At 62.6% G+C, this 16,466-nt stretch carries 9 protein-coding genes and 1 other RNA gene; 3 read left to right on the forward strand and 7 right to left on the reverse strand.

Annotated elements, in window-relative coordinates; genetic code table 11:
* The first annotated feature begins 167 nt into the window (after positions 1 to 167).
* Both ABIE20_RS23225 and ABIE20_RS23230 read left to right on the forward strand, forming a co-directional pair.
* Positions 168 to 2,636: a fimbria/pilus outer membrane usher protein gene (locus ABIE20_RS23225; protein WP_429507587.1), complete on the forward strand. Its 2,469-nt coding sequence runs from the start codon at positions 168 to 170 to the stop codon at positions 2,634 to 2,636.
* 17 nt (positions 2,637 to 2,653) lie between these two features.
* On the forward strand, positions 2,654 to 3,643 hold the full coding sequence (locus ABIE20_RS23230; RefSeq protein ID WP_429507588.1) for a fimbrial protein: 990 nt from the start codon (positions 2,654 to 2,656) through the stop codon (positions 3,641 to 3,643).
* 48 nt (positions 3,644 to 3,691) lie between these two features.
* Here ABIE20_RS23230 and ABIE20_RS23235 read toward each other — a convergent pair whose 3' ends face one another.
* Together ABIE20_RS23235 and dnaX are read right to left on the reverse strand one after the other, a co-directional pair.
* On the reverse strand, positions 3,692 to 4,018 hold the full coding sequence (locus ABIE20_RS23235; protein WP_010226011.1) for a YbaB/EbfC family nucleoid-associated protein: 327 nt from the start codon (positions 4,016 to 4,018) through the stop codon (positions 3,692 to 3,694).
* Between the two features lie 69 nt (positions 4,019 to 4,087).
* Complete coding sequence (gene dnaX / locus ABIE20_RS23240) at positions 4,088 to 6,085, reverse strand: DNA polymerase III subunit gamma/tau (protein ID WP_429507590.1); 1,998 nt, start codon at positions 6,083 to 6,085, stop codon at positions 4,088 to 4,090.
* A 117-nt stretch (positions 6,086 to 6,202) separates the two neighbouring features.
* On the opposite strand from dnaX, the gene ABIE20_RS23245 reads away from it, so the two are divergent.
* Positions 6,203 to 6,973 carry a substrate-binding periplasmic protein gene (locus ABIE20_RS23245; protein WP_429507592.1) on the forward strand — a complete coding sequence of 257 codons (771 nt, stop codon included), beginning with the start codon at positions 6,203 to 6,205 and terminating at the stop codon, positions 6,971 to 6,973.
* A gap of 4 nt (positions 6,974 to 6,977) precedes the next feature.
* Here ABIE20_RS23245 and ABIE20_RS23250 read toward each other — a convergent pair whose 3' ends face one another.
* The 5 genes from ABIE20_RS23250 to zipA all read right to left on the reverse strand — a co-directional run bounded on the left by ABIE20_RS23250 (position 6,978) and on the right by zipA (position 16,436).
* On the reverse strand, positions 6,978 to 11,462 hold the full coding sequence (locus tag ABIE20_RS23250) for a dermonecrotic toxin domain-containing protein (RefSeq protein ID WP_429507594.1): 4,485 nt from the start codon (positions 11,460 to 11,462) through the stop codon (positions 6,978 to 6,980).
* A 172-nt stretch (positions 11,463 to 11,634) separates the two neighbouring features.
* Positions 11,635 to 11,731: signal recognition particle sRNA small type (gene ffs / locus ABIE20_RS23255), an RNA gene on the reverse strand.
* A gap of 116 nt (positions 11,732 to 11,847) precedes the next feature.
* Positions 11,848 to 13,020: a zinc-binding metallopeptidase family protein gene (locus ABIE20_RS23260; protein ID WP_429507596.1), complete on the reverse strand. Its 1,173-nt coding sequence runs from the start codon at positions 13,018 to 13,020 to the stop codon at positions 11,848 to 11,850.
* 60 nt (positions 13,021 to 13,080) lie between these two features.
* Positions 13,081 to 15,435: an NAD-dependent DNA ligase LigA gene (gene ligA, locus ABIE20_RS23265; protein ID WP_429507597.1), complete on the reverse strand. Its 2,355-nt coding sequence runs from the start codon at positions 15,433 to 15,435 to the stop codon at positions 13,081 to 13,083.
* Positions 15,436 to 15,566: 131 nt separating this feature from the next.
* On the reverse strand, positions 15,567 to 16,436 hold the full coding sequence (zipA, locus tag ABIE20_RS23270; RefSeq protein ID WP_429507598.1) for a cell division protein ZipA: 870 nt from the start codon (positions 16,434 to 16,436) through the stop codon (positions 15,567 to 15,569).
* Between the last annotated feature and the right edge of the window lie 30 nt (positions 16,437 to 16,466).

Below are 16,466 nucleotides of genomic sequence, written 5' to 3' on the forward strand. Positions count from 1 at the left end.
ACTACGGGCGGTCTCGAAGTTTTCGTGCGGGCCCAGGTTTACTATTGGCACTTCTGAAAATGACGATTATGTTATTGCACCTTCGCTCGCATCGAAAAAGCTCAGCTTCTTTAGTAAGCCGATTACCTGTTGGCCTTGCCTGTTTGATGTTATGGCCCGTACAGGCCATGGCCGATACACCTTCACCCGCCCTCGTCGAATTTGAACCGGCGTTTCTGGGCAATGGTAGCAGCACGCCGGTAGACCTCTCGCGCTTCGAACGACGCAACGTCGCAAGCCCCGGTTTTTACAGCGTGGATGTGCTGGTCAACGACAACTGGCATGGCCGCTTCAACCTCAACTTCAAAGCCTGGCCTGGCAAAGAAGAAGCCCTGGCCTGCTTCGATGGTGCCCAGCTCGAGCGCCTCGGCCTGAATACCAGCAAGTTCAGCCCGCAGGCGCAACAGCAACTGCTTGCCGTCGATACCTGCATCCCCCTGGACGGTGCACTTGACGATGCCAGCAGCCGCCTGGATTTTGCCAGCCAACGCTTGTACCTGTCGGTACCGCAAATCGCGATCAAGCGCAGCGCGCGTGAAGCAGTAGACCCGGCGCAATGGGATGAGGGCATAACGGCGGGTTTTCTCAACTACAACCTCAACACCTACAGCACCCGGTACCGCAACCAGGACAATTCGCGCCAGACCTACCTGGGCCTGGGCGCCGGGCTCAACATCGGGCCATGGCGCCTGCGCCATGATGGTTCGGTGAACTGGAGCGACCAGGGCCAGCAGCGCTATCAGAGCATTGCCAGCTATGCCCAGCGCGATATCACGCCCTGGCGCTCGCAACTGACCCTGGGTGAAAGCTACACCTCGGGTGAATTGTTCGACTCTTTGAGTTTCACCGGCATACGCCTGGCCAGTGACAATCGTATGCTCCCCGCCTCGCAGCGCGGCTATGCCCCCGTAGTCCGCGGGATTGCCAGCAGTAATGCCCGGGTAGTGGTCCGCCAACGCGGTGTAACCCTGCATGAAACCACCGTGGCGCCAGGCGCCTTCGAAATCGATGATTTGTATGCAACCGGCTACGGTGGCGATCTGGAGGTCACGGTCACCGAGGCCGACGGCCGCGAACACAGCTTTTCCGTGCCTTACGCCGCTGTTCCGTTATCCTTGCGCGCGGGCGCCAGCCGCTTCAGTGCAACCCTGGGTACCCTGCGTAACCAGGCACTGGACAGTGATCCGGTATTTGTCGAAGGTACCTGGCAATATGGCCTGAACAACCTGGTCAGCACCTACACCGGCATGACCCTGGCATCCGGGTATGGCTCGGCCTTGTTCGGTGGCAGCCTGAACACTGAGCTCGGTGCATTCGGCGCCGACCTTACCCAGGCCCGCACCCACCTGCCCGGGCTCGGTAGCCAGCAAGGCCAGAGCCTGCGCCTGAGCTACGCAAAGACCCTGAGCGAAACCGACACCCAAATCGCCCTGGCGACCTATCGCTATTCGACCCGCGGCTTTTATGGCCTGGAAGACGCCCAGTTGAGCCGCCAGTTCCTGCGCGATGCTGGCGATCAGCGCCACCAGCGTCATCGCAACCGCACTACCCTGTCGCTGGCGCAACCACTGGCCGAGCACTATGGACAGTTGCACCTGAGTGCCTCGGCATCGAGCTACTGGGACCATGCCGGCAGCGACATCAACTATTCGATCGGCTACAGCAATCACTACAAGACCCTGGGGTACACCCTCAGCAGCACGCGGGAACGTGACCGCTTCGGGCGCGCCGACAACACCTTTTACCTGAGCTTGTCCCTGCCCCTGGGCGGCGAACGCGCACGCAGCCTCAGCAGCAGTATTTCCAGGGACGGCCGAGGCAACAGCCGGGCCCAGGCCACGCTCACAGGCGCCCTCAGTGCCGATCAGCAGATCGACTATGGCATCACCGCCAGCCAGGATCGCTCCGATGGCCTGAACAACCATACGCTGAGCAGCAACGTACTGTACCGCGGCTCTGCCGCCGAACTCAGTGCATCGATCAGTCAGGGCCGGCATACCTCACAAGCCTCGCTCGGCCTGCGCGGCGCCATGGTCGCCCACGCCGATGGCATGACCTTGTCGCAACCCTTGAGTGAAACCTTCGGGTTGATTCAGGCCAAAGATGCCGATGGCGCTCGGGTGACCTCGGCTTCCGCGCTGAAGGTCGACAGCAGTGGCTACGCAGTCGTCCCGAACCTTACGCCTTACCAACGCAATACGGTTGCCATTGACCCCAAGGGCTTGTCGACCGATGTCGAGCTGCAATCGAGCAGCCAGCAGACCGTTCCGCGCGCCGGCGCCATTGCCTTGCTGGTGTTCCAGACCCGTTCCGGACGTTCAGCCGTCATCCATGCCCGCCAGGCCGATGGCCAGCCGTTGCCGTTTGGTGCCGCAGTGCTGGATAGCCAAGGCAACGAACTGGGCGCGGTGGGCCAGGGCAGCCAATTATTTGCCCGCGGCCTGCAGGACGCAGGTGAGTTGATCGTGCGCTGGGACAGCGGCCTGGCAGGCAACTGCCGAATTACCTATGCCCTGCCCGCCGCCGCGAAAAAAGCGGCGAACTCCGCGCCACAGAACATTCACTCCGTTTGCCTTGCAAACCCAGCCCACCCTTGAACCGTCGAGACCTGCCCATGTTTTGTTCTCTACCCGCGCGCCTCGCCGGCGCGACAGGATTGTTGCTGCTGTTGCACAGCGGAATCAGTACCGCCAGTTGCGTGCATACCGGCGCAAGTCCGTCCGAGGCTTACATCACCGTAGACTCGAGACTGACGGTGTCTGCCGCAGACCCGATAGGCACGGTGATTTATGACAGCGGTATTCGGCACGCAACGCGCATGGCCTACCGTTGCTCAGCCGCCCATGGGCAGCGCGCTGGCTTTACCCAGAGTTTCCCCCACATCGGCGAGGGCATTCATCGAACCAATCTGGAGGGAATCGGCATCAAGATCACCGGTTCCGAAACCGACGCCAGTCGTTATTTCAGCTGGCCGGTCCCCACGATCACGCATCCGCTCGGCACTATCGATGTAACGCCTTGGTACAGACTGCAGTTGATCAAGACCGGACCGGTAACCAGTGGGGTGCTGTTCTTCCCGCAGACAATCATTCGCCATTCCTTTGAGCCGTATACCCAGGCCAATACCGCCAGGCTGACGATGGTGCAAACCCGAGTAGAGGTTGTTTCGGCCGATCCCACCTGCGCCGTCGACCCCGGTTCGAAAACCATCCCCGTCAATCTACGGGATCATCCAGCAGGGTTCTTCGACGCTGTTGGCAAGGTCACCGCACCCCAGCCACTTGAAATCCGCCTCAACTGTGTCGGCGGCAGTAGCGGCAGCCGCCTCAACGTCAGCTATACCGTCAGCGATGCCAGCAACCCGGGCAACCAGACTTCCATTATCAGCCTGGCCAGCAACGCCAGTGCACGCGGCATCGGCATTCGCTTGCTGCGTAGCGACAACACCCCAATCATGCTGGGCACCCGGCAACCAGGCGGTACGGTCGGAGCAGGCCCGGTGACACACCGCATCCCTCTGCTCGCGCAATACGTGCAGACCACTGCTCGGGTAACTCCAGGCTCCGCGCCAGGCCGGGCGATGTTTCTGATGAGTTATGACTGAACACAAAAAAGCCAGGCAATAGCCTGGCTTCTGTACTTCGCGACTGCCTCAGAACGGCATCTTGAAACCCGGCGGCAGCTGCATGCCGGCGGTCATGCCGCCCATTTTTTCCTGGCTGTTGGCTTCGACCTTGCGCACCGCGTCGTTGACGGCGGCGGCGATCAGGTCTTCGAGCACTTCCTTGTCTTCCTGCATCAGGCTGTCGTCCAGGCTGATGCGCTTGACGTCGTGACGACCGGTCATCACCACGCTGACCAGGCCAGCGCCCGATTGGCCGGTTACTTCGGCGTTGGCCAGTTCTTCCTGCATCTTGGCCATTTTTTCCTGCATCTGCTGGGCCTGCTTCATCAGGCCGGCCATGCCACCTTTCATCATGGGGATCACCTCAACTATTAGCTTACGGGGTGCGGCGTGGGTCAGGCCCGGGCCGCTGCTGTTTTTCCGTTACTCGCCCTGGGCTACCGGGGCGTCGACAGGTTCAATCGTATCGTGGCGGACCATGGCGCCGAACTGCTGGATCATCTGCTTGATCAGCGGATCATCCTCGATCGAGGCCTCGGCCTGGCCCTGGCGCTCCGCCCGCTTGCGGGCTGCGGCCTGGGCGGGGGTTTCCTGTTCCGGGCGTATCAGCTCGATGGTCAGTTTGAGCGTACGGCCCAGGTGCTGGTTCAACGCATCGTTCAGTCGCCGCTGCTGAGTGCTGTTGAACAGGGCGCTGTGGGCCGGGTCCAGGTGCAGCAGCCAATCGTCGCCTTCGGCGCTGATCAGCGTACAGTTGGCGGCGATATTGCCGGTCATCCCGGAAATCGGCAACTGCGGGAACAATTCCAGCCATTTCAGCGCCAGGCCCGTCGCCGGTTGCGCGGCCGGCAACGGCTCGGCCGGTGGTGCGTCGACTTCGTGGGCATGCTCGATGGCCAGTTCGTCCAGATAACTGTAGCTGGCCGGGTCCAATTCCGGCTCGTAATAATCTTCGTCCAGCGGCGGTTCGTCGTCGCGGTCCATGCCGGCCGGGCTGTAGCCGATGCCATCGTCGGGCGGCGGGACGTCCTGCGGCGCGGCCTGCTGAACCGGCGCAGGCGCGGGAGCCGGCTCGACGGCGAGCGGCGCGGGCTCAGGCTCAGTACCGACGGGGTCGTTCCAGGGCAGATCGACAACCGGCTCGGGCGCGTGGACCACCTGCGGTTCAGGCTCAGGCTCAGGCTGTACAGCGGGTTCAGGTTCGGCAGGTGGCGGTTCTGGCGCAACCGCCACGACCGGCGCAGCCTGGGGGGCTGCTGCCACCGTACTCGCTGAATCAGCTGTGGCCTGGCTGATCCCCACTGGCTTTAGCACCGGTTTCGGTGCATCGTCGCTATCGGCGGGGCGGAACGCCAGCATGCGCAGCAGGACCATTTCAAAGCCGCCACGCGGATCTGGTGCCAAGGGCAGGTCGCGACGGCCGATCAGGCCCATCTGGTAATAGAACTGCACGTCTTCGGCCGGCAGTGCCTGGGCCAGGGCCAGGACCCGGTCACGATCGCCCTGACCGTTGTCCACAGCCTCCGGCAGCGCCTGGGCAATAGCCACGCGGTGCAGCACGTTGAGCATTTCGGCCAGCACGCCATTCCAGTCAGGGCCCTGTTCGGCCAGATGGCGAACGGCTTCGAGCAAGGCCCGGGCGTCGCCTTCGAGCAGGGCCTGCAGCACGCCGTATACCTGGCCATGGTCGAGGGTGCCGAGCATCGCCCGCACATCCGCGGCCAGCACCTTGCCTTCACCAAAGGCGATGGCCTGGTCGGTCAGGCTCATGGCGTCGCGCATCGAGCCATCGGCCGCGCGTCCGAGCAGCCACAGGGCGTCGTCTTCAAAGGGTACGTTTTCGGCACCGAGCACATGGCTCAGGTGTTCTACCACCCGCTCGGGGGTCATGTTCTTCAGCGAGAACTGCAGGCAACGCGAGAGGATGGTCGCCGGCAGCTTCTGCGGGTCGGTGGTGGCGAGGATGAACTTGACGTAGGGCGGCGGCTCTTCCAGCGTCTTCAGCAAGGCGTTGAACGAATGGCTGGAGAGCATGTGCACTTCGTCGATCAGGTAGACCTTGAAACGCCCGCGGCTCGGTGCGTACTGCACGTTGTCGAGCAGCTCGCGGGTGTCTTCGACCTTGGTGCGGCTGGCGGCGTCGATCTCGATCAGGTCGACAAAGCGCCCCTCGTCGATCTCCCGGCACACCGAGCAGGTACCGCAGGGCGTCGAGGTGATACCGGTTTCGCAGTTAAGGCACTTGGCAATAATCCGCGCGATAGTGGTCTTGCCCACGCCGCGGGTGCCGGTGAACAGGTAGGCATGGTGCAGGCGCTGGTTGTCCAGCGCGTTGATCAAGGCCTTGAGCACATGGGTCTGGCCGACCATTTCGCGGAACGAGCGCGGACGCCATTTACGTGCAAGAACCTGATAACTCATCGAAAACCGTCGCGACTGCAAGCTGAAGACCGCTAATCGTAGCGGAGCGGGGGCAAAATTGCACCCTGCCGATCTCGGCTAAGCTGTCAGGCGGGCCGGCATCAAGGAGGATGCAGCATGTGGCGAATCGTGGGTGCACTGCTGCTGATCAGCACTGCCAGCTTCGCGCAGCAACCGGTGCTGCGCTTTTCGGTGGCCGAAAGCTGGGCCATGCCGCTGATCCGGGTGGAGCAGGAGCAGCCGGTCGAAGGCATCCTGCATGAATTGATGCTGGGTATTGCCCGAGAGGTCGGGCATCGTCCCGAGTTTCACGTACTACCGCGCCTGCGCCTGCAGCAGGCCATGAACAACGGCGAGATCGATGTACGCTGTTATGTAGCCCAGTCCTGGCTAAAGACTGCCTCGGATGCCTACCTGTGGAGCCTGCCGCTGTTCCAGCAGCGCGACTGGCTGATCGGCCAGCCAGAGCAGCTGCAGCCGCTGACGCCCGCGCAGTTGGCGCCCCAGGCCGTTGGCACCGTGCTTGGCTACACCTACTCGACCATCGAGCCCTTGTTCGCCAGCGGCCAACTGCATCGCGAGGACAGCCGCAATCAACTGCTGGTGTTGAACAAGTTGCATGCCCGCCGTTACCACTACGCCATCAGCAACCAGCTGTCGCTCGACTGGTTCAACCGCCAACTCCCCCCTGAACAGCAGTTGCGCCCGTTGGCAGTGGTGGAGGACCAGGCCCTGGCCTGTCTGGTGCGCAATGACCCGGCCTTGCCGGTGCAGGGTATCTTGCGCGCCTTGCTGCGAATGAAGGCATCCGGGGAGATCCAGCGCATGATCGAGCGCTACACCCAGGGGCAAAAGCAATCGATGCAGCCAGCCTCTGCGCCTTCATGAGCCATTACCCTCCGGGCGCAACCGACAAGCCCAACGCCTCGCGGGTCAGTCGCAGCATCAGCGCCGTTTCATCCATCGCCTGTTGCAATTGCCGCCCATGCTCAAGCTGCAGGCGCTCGGCCTCGGGCATTCCAGCCTCACGCAGGCGTTGCCCATCGCTGATCCGCTGAAAGCGGGCGTCCAGTTCCAGCCATGCCGACGCACGTCGCTGGTGCAGATACTCGACCCAGTACGGCTGGGCCACCATGAACCGAGGCAACCCTGCCTGCACCGACTCTCCTTGCACATGAGCCACTGCCGCATCCAGTTGCTCAGCATCAAGGGTGAGATCGGAGAGGATCAGGTCCCGGGCATCGCTGGGCAACGCAAGCCGTCCATGCAGTTCTTGCTGATAGAGCAACTGCAGTTCGTCTCGACGGGCAAACAGCTCGGGTTGCAGCAACACCTGGTCAATCACGAAGCGCCGCAGTTCAGCGCGATTGAAAGATGCCTGGGCAAAATCCAGCAACTGCCGGGGCCCATGCTCCTGCAAGGCCTCCACCAAGGCACGATACCCCTGAACCCTGATTTCCAGGTTCTCGAACGCCAGCAATGGATGACCGATGCCCTGCTGCGGGTCGCTGGCAAAGCTGAACAAGTCTTCGGCCATCGGCCCTTCGATTGCGTAGTGCAATAGGGCCCCTACCCGCGCGCGCATCGTCTCGACCTGCTCCTGCGCCTCGACAGTTTGCGCCAGGCGCTCCAGCACCGTCATCAACGGGTTCGCCCGGGGCTCATTGCGCAATCGTTGCCAGTACTCGACTCGTTGCCGGTTGGCAGAGGCCGGAGCAGTCCAGAACTGTTGCGCGTCATCACCAGCCACAACCCGAACTGGCGTTGGCGGCGCCTGCAGCCGGCGTAAGCGTCGATACTGCTCATCGGACAGCAAATTGCCTTCCAGCTCGACCCGGCGCAAAAAGCTGCGTGGTTCTTCGAGGAAGTGTTCGGGCAACTGGCTGATCTGGTTGTCGCTCAGGTCGACCCACTCCAGCCTTGGACGGTCATGTAGCCCCTCCGGGATGCGGGTGATCTCAGTGCTGCTCAAGGTCAGGATGCGTAACTGGGGCAATCTGCTCACATCAGGCGGATTGCCCAAGGGGTTGCCCTCCAGATGAAGGCTGTCCAGATTCAGCAAATGCCCAATTCGCGCGGCATCCCGGGCATCAAGCACGATTCGGTTGTTGCTCATGCGCAGATTCTGCAGGCTCAGGCGATTTTCGATACCGGCAGGTATTACGGTCAGCTCGTTCCCGGAAAGATCCAGGTAGCGAAGCCGGCCAAAGTGGGCAAGAAACTCCGCCGGCACTTGTGCCAGGTTCATGCCGGCCATATCCAGCTCCAGCACATGATGCAGGTCTACGGTGCGCAACCCGGGCAACTCGCCAACCGCCAGGCCACCGAGATCCAGGCGATAACCCAGGGTACGTCCCAGCGGCGTGCGTATACTTGGCGACTGGTGACGCCAGGCCTGGATCAGACGCTCGCTGAACTGTTGCCGACTGAGCACCTGCTCGTCACCCGTTGAGGCCCCCTGCCAGCGCTGCAGCACCGATTGCAGCCTCTGCAGCTCTTCGCGGCGGCGCTGCAACACCGCACGCGCCTCAATCGGGCGAGCGCGATAGGGCTCAAGGTAGGCCGCTATATCTTCAGCCGAATAGTCAGGGTAAAGCTCGAGGATTTCCTCTTCAATAGAGCGGGGCGACACCGGTAGCCGGGCACTGCCACCACTCAAGGCGTAGCCGAGACGACCATCGGCAAAGCGCTGCAGCGGCGCCCACCACTGCTCCTGTACCTCTCCCAGAACACGACGGGCCATTTGCCGGTGCACGCTGGCTAGCTCCCCAAGCTGACGACGCACTGCGGTCAAGTCTTCCTGCGCCTCAAGGCCGGCCAGCTCCCAGGCCAGCGCAAGCAGGTCGCGGGGCTCCGCCTCCGGGTGCTGGCTGTCGACATACAGGTCACCCCGGCGGATCAGGGTTCGGCCTTGCCCGACCGGGCCCACCCCTTCGATACCGAGCTGCAGCGCCGCTGGCCAGCGCGGGTCCTGCATCAACATGTGCAGCAGTAGCCGGTCACAATCAGTATTGGCCATTTGCGGCCAGAAAAACCCCTCCAGCGCCTGCGCCAGACGTGCCTCACGCAGGGCTTGCCGCGCCTGCCTGGCCAGGCGCAGCGGCAAACGCGGGGCACGGCTCATGCGCAAGCGTTCAGCGCTGCTGGCCTTGGCGTCGATTTCCTCGACGACAGCCCGCCCCAGCCCGGGAAAATCACGCGCCACCAGTGAAACGGGCGGCGGTTGCTCGATTGCCAGGCAATGCTCGAAAAATCTGCGCCAGTTTGCATGCAACCACTCGTGCATTTGCATCGGCAGGACCGACGCATCATCCGGCGAAGACATCAGCTGCAACACACGCGTGGCCAACTGGTCATCGACCGTGGCAGAGGGGCTTTGCAGTTGTTCACTGAAACGCTGCAAACGGCGCTGCAAGCGCGCACGGCTACAAGCATCCATCAGGGCTCCGTGTGCCGCGCGCTGTTGCACGTGCAGTTGCCGCAACTGCGCTTCATCGGTGCCGCTGACTGCCAGGACAGAGGCTATTTCCTCATCGCTGAAATCGTCGACACCGGGGCCCAGGCGACGAAACAGGTACTGACTACCCTGCCACCGATGCGGGCTGTCAAAACGGCTGCGCCAGGCGCCCTCGCCATTGTGTTCAAGCGCAGGCGCCCAGGCGCCATTGCGCACAGGGTGGCGAATTCGCCAGGAACCGCTCCCGGGATCCTGCTCGACATGATAGAAGCGCTCTTCGATACGCACGACCTGCTGCTCGCCTGCCAGGTAAATACCCTGCTCGGATGCGGTGCCCACGGTCGCCGGATCCAGGTCAAGGGCATAAGGCGCCAGGTCCGGAAGACAAAGACGCTGCCCGCCCCCCTCCTTGTTCACCAGCGCCAACGCCTTGAACAGCGCCGAGTTGCGCACCAGCGTGGCCGCAGTACCGATAACCACCGCCCCGGCCGCCAGCCCGGCGACCTCCCCTACGACATGGGTCAGGCAATTGAATGCCTCATGACGATCACCTTCGGCCCAATCCTCCAGGCCTGTGAATACCTCGTTCATTAATTGACTGGCTACCACCCCGAACAGCACCTCGCCCACGCCCGGCACCACAAAAGCCGCCAGGCCCAACACATCCAGGCCGAGCTCCAGCGCCTTGTCCAGGGTGGACTGGCGCTCGCTGGCATCCAGTGTTGCGGTCGGCACCGCGATAAAACGCGCGTCATCCTTGAGCTGGTCCAGGCGCTGGTTGAACAGATCCTCGAACAAGGCCGTCGGTCGCAGGACTGCATCCAGCGCCAAAGATGGGCTGGAGAGCGCCACCTGTTTACCATTGCGCTGCTCGAACAAACGGCTTTGCAGCTGAGCCTGCAACGCAGGCCACTGGCGGCGCAGGGCAAAGCGCAAAAAGAATTGCCGATAGCTGTCTCTGGACAGCTTGCCAGCCAGGTCCTGCTCGAACTCGTCCCAACCGGCGTATTCCTTGAGCGGTGAAAACGGATCTTCCGGGATGTGGACCAACAGCCTGCCCCAGGGCCGCTGAATCGCTGCCAGATGCCCCAGCGGCTGAAACCTGAACTCGAATACAGTGATGCCCCCGAGTTCGATTCCCGCCATCTTCAAGCGCTTGTACTGCAACGGTACCCCTTGTTCCTTGATACCGGCCTTCAGCTCACTGACCCCAAGCATGTGCTGATACATTGCCACGCTGATTGCGCCACGCATCAGCGCCACATGAGCATCGACCTGCAGGGCGTAACGATCGCACTCGCGAAACAGCTCACGTGTCGATCGGGGAATACCGACGACCCCGTCGGGGTCAAACACCGACTCAATGTGTTTCTGATACTGGCCGCCCAGATCCAGCTCACGACAGAACCTGACGAATTCCAGGACACCGACCCCCTGAACACGCGTACCCGCACGCCGAAACGATGACAGCCTTACCAAGGTGCTATCACTCTGTTCCTGAGCGGCAGTGAAATTGTGCAGCGCCGCCTGAAGGAGCCCTTGCTCGATATAGTTCCGCTTCCTGTACCAGCCGAAGCCAGACGGATACCAGCCAGCAATCTGCTGGCTGGTGCGGATGAAGCGGTCCCCGACTGGCCTCAGTCTTGAAGCAAAGTATCGGTGCAACGCCTCGTTGAATCGTGTTTGGGTAAACGCCTGGACCGTTTGCAGCGGCGCCAGCAAGCGCGCCCGCGCCGCACGGCTGGCCTCGCAGGCACGCATGCTGACACTCAGCTTTGCCAACAGTGCTGGCGGAGCAGAACGCAACCAGGCAGGTAGCTGTTGGCGAAGGAATTCGAGATTGAAACTGGCTGCGGAGAAATCCGCGGGCGGTGTGGGGGCTGAAGACGCTTGTGCTTGCTCGGGTGCTGACATGAACATTCTCCCTGTAGGTCCAGGTCAAAGACACTACGGGGTTGTCGGACAGCCACGGCACTACAAGCTTATCGCCAGGCATGAAAATACCGGCAACGCCCAGCGGTAGGCCAGTGCGATCAGGAAGGTGTTTGGTGAGAAGGTAAAACAGAGCGCCAATAGGCAAGATGGGTGGCAACCCCACCAGCCACACCCCGGCACACAATGTTCCCGCTGTGGCTGCTTCCTTCCGGATCTGACCAGGTTCACGGGTAATCGTTGCGGGGGGACCGATGGGGTCACCATTACGCATGCTCATCTGGCGACGAGCCGCGCCATTGTACCGGCATCAACTCAAGATACAACCACTAAATTTAAAAAAACCATCACCACTCAATGACTTGGCATTGCTTCACGGGAGCGCGGCGCCCGCTTGGTCGAGCATCGGTGGCGTTGGCTGGGTGACCCGCAGATGGATAAAGTGCAGCTTGGCAACCACTGGCTTGCCCAGCACGAACGGATAGAAATCCACCTGCCCCATGCTGCGCGACAGCTCATTGAGCATCGCTGACAGCTCGACCCAGGCATTGATGAAGGCGAGAAAGTCTTTTGCCCCGGGGTCATCCGGGCGATACAGGTCCTCGCGGGTGAAGGGCGGGAAGTCCAGCTCCAGGCTACTGGCATTCATGCCCAATGCCAGCGCGGTGTCGACCGCATCGGTCATGTGCAGGTAATGCGCCCAGGTTTCGGCCCAGTCTTCCCAGGGGTGCATGGTCGCGTAGGCACTGACATGGGCAGCCGCCCAATCACTTGGCGCCCCCAGCTGGTAGTGACGGTCGAGCGCCTCGCTGTAGCTTTCGCGCTCGTCTCCAAAGAGGTCGCGAAAGCCGTCGAGCCAATGGCTGCCCGCAATCAGACGGTCCCAGTAGTAGTGACCGACTTCATGGCGCAGATGGCCCAGCAGGGTGCGATAGGGTTCGTGCAGTTGCACCCGCACCCGCTCGCGCCAGTCATCATCGGCCTCGCGTACATCGAGGGTGATCAGGCCATTGGCATGGCCGGTGATGGGCGCGTTGCCCTCAAGATCGACGCCAATGAAATCAAAGGCCAGGCCCGGGCCGCCCTCCGCGCCTTTCGGCTCCACCGGCAAGCCCAGGTGCAACAACTGCGCGGTCAGACGACGCTTGGCGGTTTCCAGCTTGCGCCAGCGTGGGTGGTTGTCGGTGATGGAAAGGTCGGGGATGGTGCGGTTCAGGCGACAGGCCAGGCACAGGCTTTCGGACTCCTCCCCGGCCAGCAGCCAGTTGCAGGCCGCCGGGGTATCGAGATTGGCACAGCGGCGCAGCGGTCCGGCTTCAGGCGCGCCATCGAGCAGCCACAGCCCCTCTGCAGGCCCGGGCAAGAGGCTGGCGACACGGTTGCCCGACGGCCAGTAGCCCAGTGCCGACTGGCAGGCCAGGCACTGGCTGTTGCGAAAGAACACCGACTGCCCGCACTGGCATTGCCAGACCCGATCCGGGCGTTGTTGCTGGGTGACGAAGGGCGCCGCGATCCTGGCGCCCAGCTGTTCGAAAAAACGGTACATGGCGATCCCTCCTGGCTGCCTGCCAAGACTAGACCATGGTGATCGCCGCGAGTGCCGCGCTTATATCTCGATACCGTGCCCGGCCAGGAAGCTGACAAAGGCATCTTCATCCAGCACCTTCAGGCCCAGCTCATTGGCTTTGGCCAGCTTGGAGCCGGCGCCGGGGCCGGCGACCACGCAGTGGGTCTTGGCCGACACCGAGCCTGCGACCTTGGCCCCGAGGCTTTCCAGCTTGTCCTTGGCCACATCGCGGCTCATGCGCTCCAGCGAACCGGTCAGCACCCAGGTCTGGCCGGCCAGAGGCAAGCCTTCGGCGACTTTCTTCTCGCTCGACCAGTGCATGCCGAAGTCGCGCAATTGCGCTTCGATGGCCAGGGCCAGGGCAGCGTTCTCAGGCACCTGGAAGAATGCGCGAACCGCTTCGGCCGGCTTGGCCGCCAGGGCCTGGCGCAGGTCGATGCCGTCGGCAGCGATGATTTTTTCCAGGCTGTCGAGCTTGGCTACCAGCTTCTCGGCACCGGTGGGCCCGACCGAGGGAATATCCAGCTTGGCAATCAGCCCGGCCAGGGTGGTGCTGGCCGCGAACTCGGCCCCCAGTTCACCTTCATCTTGCAATTGCAGGCCGCGCTCAAGCAACTGGGCGATCACCGTGCGGTTGTGTTCATCTTCGAAGAAGCTGTGGATCTCGTGGGCGACTTCCAGGCCGATATCCGGCAGGTAGGTCAGCACCTGCGGCAACGCTGCCATGACCCGCTGCAACGAACCCAGCGAGCGCGCCAGGACCTTGGCGGTCTCTTCGCCCACGTCAGGGATGCCCAGCGCATAGATGAAACGCGCAAGACCCGGCTGCTTGCTCGCCTCGATCGCCGCCAGCAGGTTCTTGCTCGACAGCTCGGCGAAGCCCTCGAGATCGACGATCTGCTCGAACGTCAGCTGGTAGAGGTCGGCTGGCGAACGGATCAGGCCTTCATCCACCAGTTGCTCGACGCTCTTCTCGCCCAGGCCTTCGATGTCCATGGCCCGGCGCGATACATAGTGGATGATCGCCTGCTTGAGCTGCGCGGCGCAGGCCAGGCGGCCGACGCAACGGTACACAGCGCCCTCGCTGACGGTCTCTTTGCCCTTGCTGCGCTTGACCAGCTGGGTGCGCTCGACCTGCGAGCCGCATACCGGGCACTCGGTAGGAATATGCACCGGGCGGGCGTCTTCGGGACGGCGCTCGGTGACCACCTGCATCACCTGCGGGATCACATCGCCAGCACGGCGGATGATCACCGTGTCACCGATCATCAGGCCCAGGCGCGCCACCTCGTCCATGTTGTGCAAGGTGGCGTTGGACACCGTCACGCCCGCCACCTTGACCGGCTTGAGCCGGGCGACGGGGGTTACCGCGCCAGTACGGCCGACCTGGAACTCGACATCCAGCACTTCGGTCAGCTCTTCCATGGCCGGGAACTTGTGGGCAATCGCCCAGCGTGGTTCTCGGGCACGGAAACCCAGTTCGCGCTGGGAAGCCAGGCTGTTGACCTTGAACACCACGCCATCGATCTCGTAAGGCAGGTCGTTGCGCCGGGCGCCGATATCGCGGTAATACTCCAGGCACTCAGCGACGCCGGCGGCATGGCGCAGCTCGCGGCTGATCGGCATGCCCCAGGCCTTGAGCTGCTCCAGGGTGCCGATATGGGTGTCGGCGATCTGCGCCGACACCTGGCCGACGCCGTAGCAGCAGAATTCCAGCGGACGGCTGGCGGTGATCTTCGAATCAAGCTGACGCAGGCTGCCGGCAGCGGCGTTGCGCGGGTTGGCGAAGGTCTTGCCGCCGACTTCGATCTGCGCCTGGTTCAGGCGTTCGAAACCGGCCTTGGACATGAACACTTCGCCGCGCACTTCCAGCACCGCCGGCCAGCCCTCGCCCTGCAACTTGAGCGGAATGTTGCGCACGGTGCGCACGTTGACACTGATGTCTTCGCCGGTGGTGCCGTCGCCACGGGTGGCACCCTGCACCAGCTGCCCATCACGGTACAGCAGGCTGACTGCCAGGCCGTCGAGCTTGGGTTCGCAGCTGTAATCGACTGCCTCACCATCGCCCAGCAGATCAGCGGTCGGCAGGTCCAAGCCCTCCACCACGCGACGATCGAACTCGCGCAGGTCGTTTTCTTCAAAAGCGTTACCGAGGCTGAGCATCGGCACCTCATGACGCACCTGGCTGAACGCCGACAGCGCCGAACCACCGACGCGCTGGGTCGGCGAGTCAGCAGTCACAAGATCCGGGTGTTCGGCTTCCAGGGTCTTGAGTTCATTGAACAGGCGGTCGTATTCGGCGTCCGGCACGCTCGGCTCATCAAGCACGTAGTAGCGATAGTTGTGCTGGTCGAGTTCGGCACGCAGTTCAAGGATTCGGGATTCGGCGGTCATGGTGTGTCGTCTCTTGCAAAGCAAAAGAGCAGCCTTGGCTGCTCTTTGGGGCATGTCTCTACTATCGGTTGCGTCTTCATCGCCGGCAAGGCCGGCTCCCACAGTGGGAGCCGGCCTTGCCGGCGATGCTCTTAGCGCTTCTGGGTCAGCGCACGGCGCTCGAACTCGACGATTCGCTGGCGGTAATGCTCGATGGTCTGCGCGGTCATCACGCTGCGCTGGTCATCCTTGAGCTCGCCATTGAGTTCGTGGGCCAGCTTGCGCGCTGCCGCCACCATCACGTCGAAGGCCTGCTTGGGATGACGCGGGCCTGGCAGGCCGAGGAAGAAGCTCACCGCGCGGGTGCTGAAGTGATCGATGTCGTCGAGGTCGAACACGCCTGGCTTGACCGCGTTGGCCATCGAGAACAGCACTTCGCCATTACCGGCCATGCTTTCGTGACGGTGGAAGATGTCCATTTCACCGAAACGCAGGCCGCTTTCGAGAATGTTCTGCAGCAATGCCGGGCCTTTGAAGCCGCCTTCATCGCGGGAAATCACGCTGATCACCAGCACTTCTTCAACCGGCGGCAGGTCTTTGTCGGCAATCGAACCATAGCCGCTGGTTTTCGGGCTTTCGTCCGGGAAGTCATCGTCTGCATTGCCGAACAGATCAGGCTCTCGCGGCTCGGCGGCCAGGTTCAGGTCGCCCTGCTGGGGCTCGTTGCCGCGCTTGTTGCGCTTGTTCTTGCCAACCTTGGGTTCACGCTCACGGTCACGCCCGGCACTCATCGACGGCAGGTCGTGCTCGTCCAGCGCCGGCTCCTTGTGGGTGTCGAGCACGCGTGGCTCGCCGATCACTTCAGGTGTGCTGTCATCGTCCGGCAGGTTGGAAAAGCTGCGGTCCAGACGGAATTTCAACTTGCCCTTGCCGCCGCGCATGCGGCGCCAGCCGTCGAAAAGAATACCGGCAATGACAATAATGCCGATGACGATCAGCCACTCGCGCAGACCGATTTCCATGTAATCCCGTGCCTCTGTAAAAAATGCTGA

This window comes from Pseudomonas sp. 2835 (assembly GCF_050435905.1).
GTDB lineage: Bacteria > Pseudomonadota > Gammaproteobacteria > Pseudomonadales > Pseudomonadaceae > Aquipseudomonas.

Excerpts from the sequence above, each read along its gene's own strand:
- ABIE20_RS23225 (WP_429507587.1), top strand. The coding sequence starts at position 168 with ATGGCCGATACACCTTCACCCGCCCTCGTCGAATTTGAACCGGCGTTT.
- ABIE20_RS23230 (WP_429507588.1), top strand. The coding sequence starts at position 2,654 with ATGTTTTGTTCTCTACCCGCGCGCCTCGCCGGCGCGACAGGATTGTTG.
- ABIE20_RS23235 (WP_010226011.1), bottom strand. The coding sequence starts at position 4,018 with ATGATGAAAGGTGGCATGGCCGGCCTGATGAAGCAGGCCCAGCAGATG.
- dnaX (WP_429507590.1), bottom strand. The coding sequence starts at position 6,085 with ATGAGTTATCAGGTTCTTGCACGTAAATGGCGTCCGCGCTCGTTCCGC.
- ABIE20_RS23245 (WP_429507592.1), top strand. The coding sequence starts at position 6,203 with ATGTGGCGAATCGTGGGTGCACTGCTGCTGATCAGCACTGCCAGCTTC.
- ABIE20_RS23250 (WP_429507594.1), bottom strand. The coding sequence starts at position 11,462 with ATGTTCATGTCAGCACCCGAGCAAGCACAAGCGTCTTCAGCCCCCACA.
- ABIE20_RS23260 (WP_429507596.1), bottom strand. The coding sequence starts at position 13,020 with ATGTACCGTTTTTTCGAACAGCTGGGCGCCAGGATCGCGGCGCCCTTC.
- ligA (WP_429507597.1), bottom strand. The coding sequence starts at position 15,435 with ATGACCGCCGAATCCCGAATCCTTGAACTGCGTGCCGAACTCGACCAG.
- zipA (WP_429507598.1), bottom strand. The coding sequence starts at position 16,436 with ATGGAAATCGGTCTGCGCGAGTGGCTGATCGTCATCGGCATTATTGTC.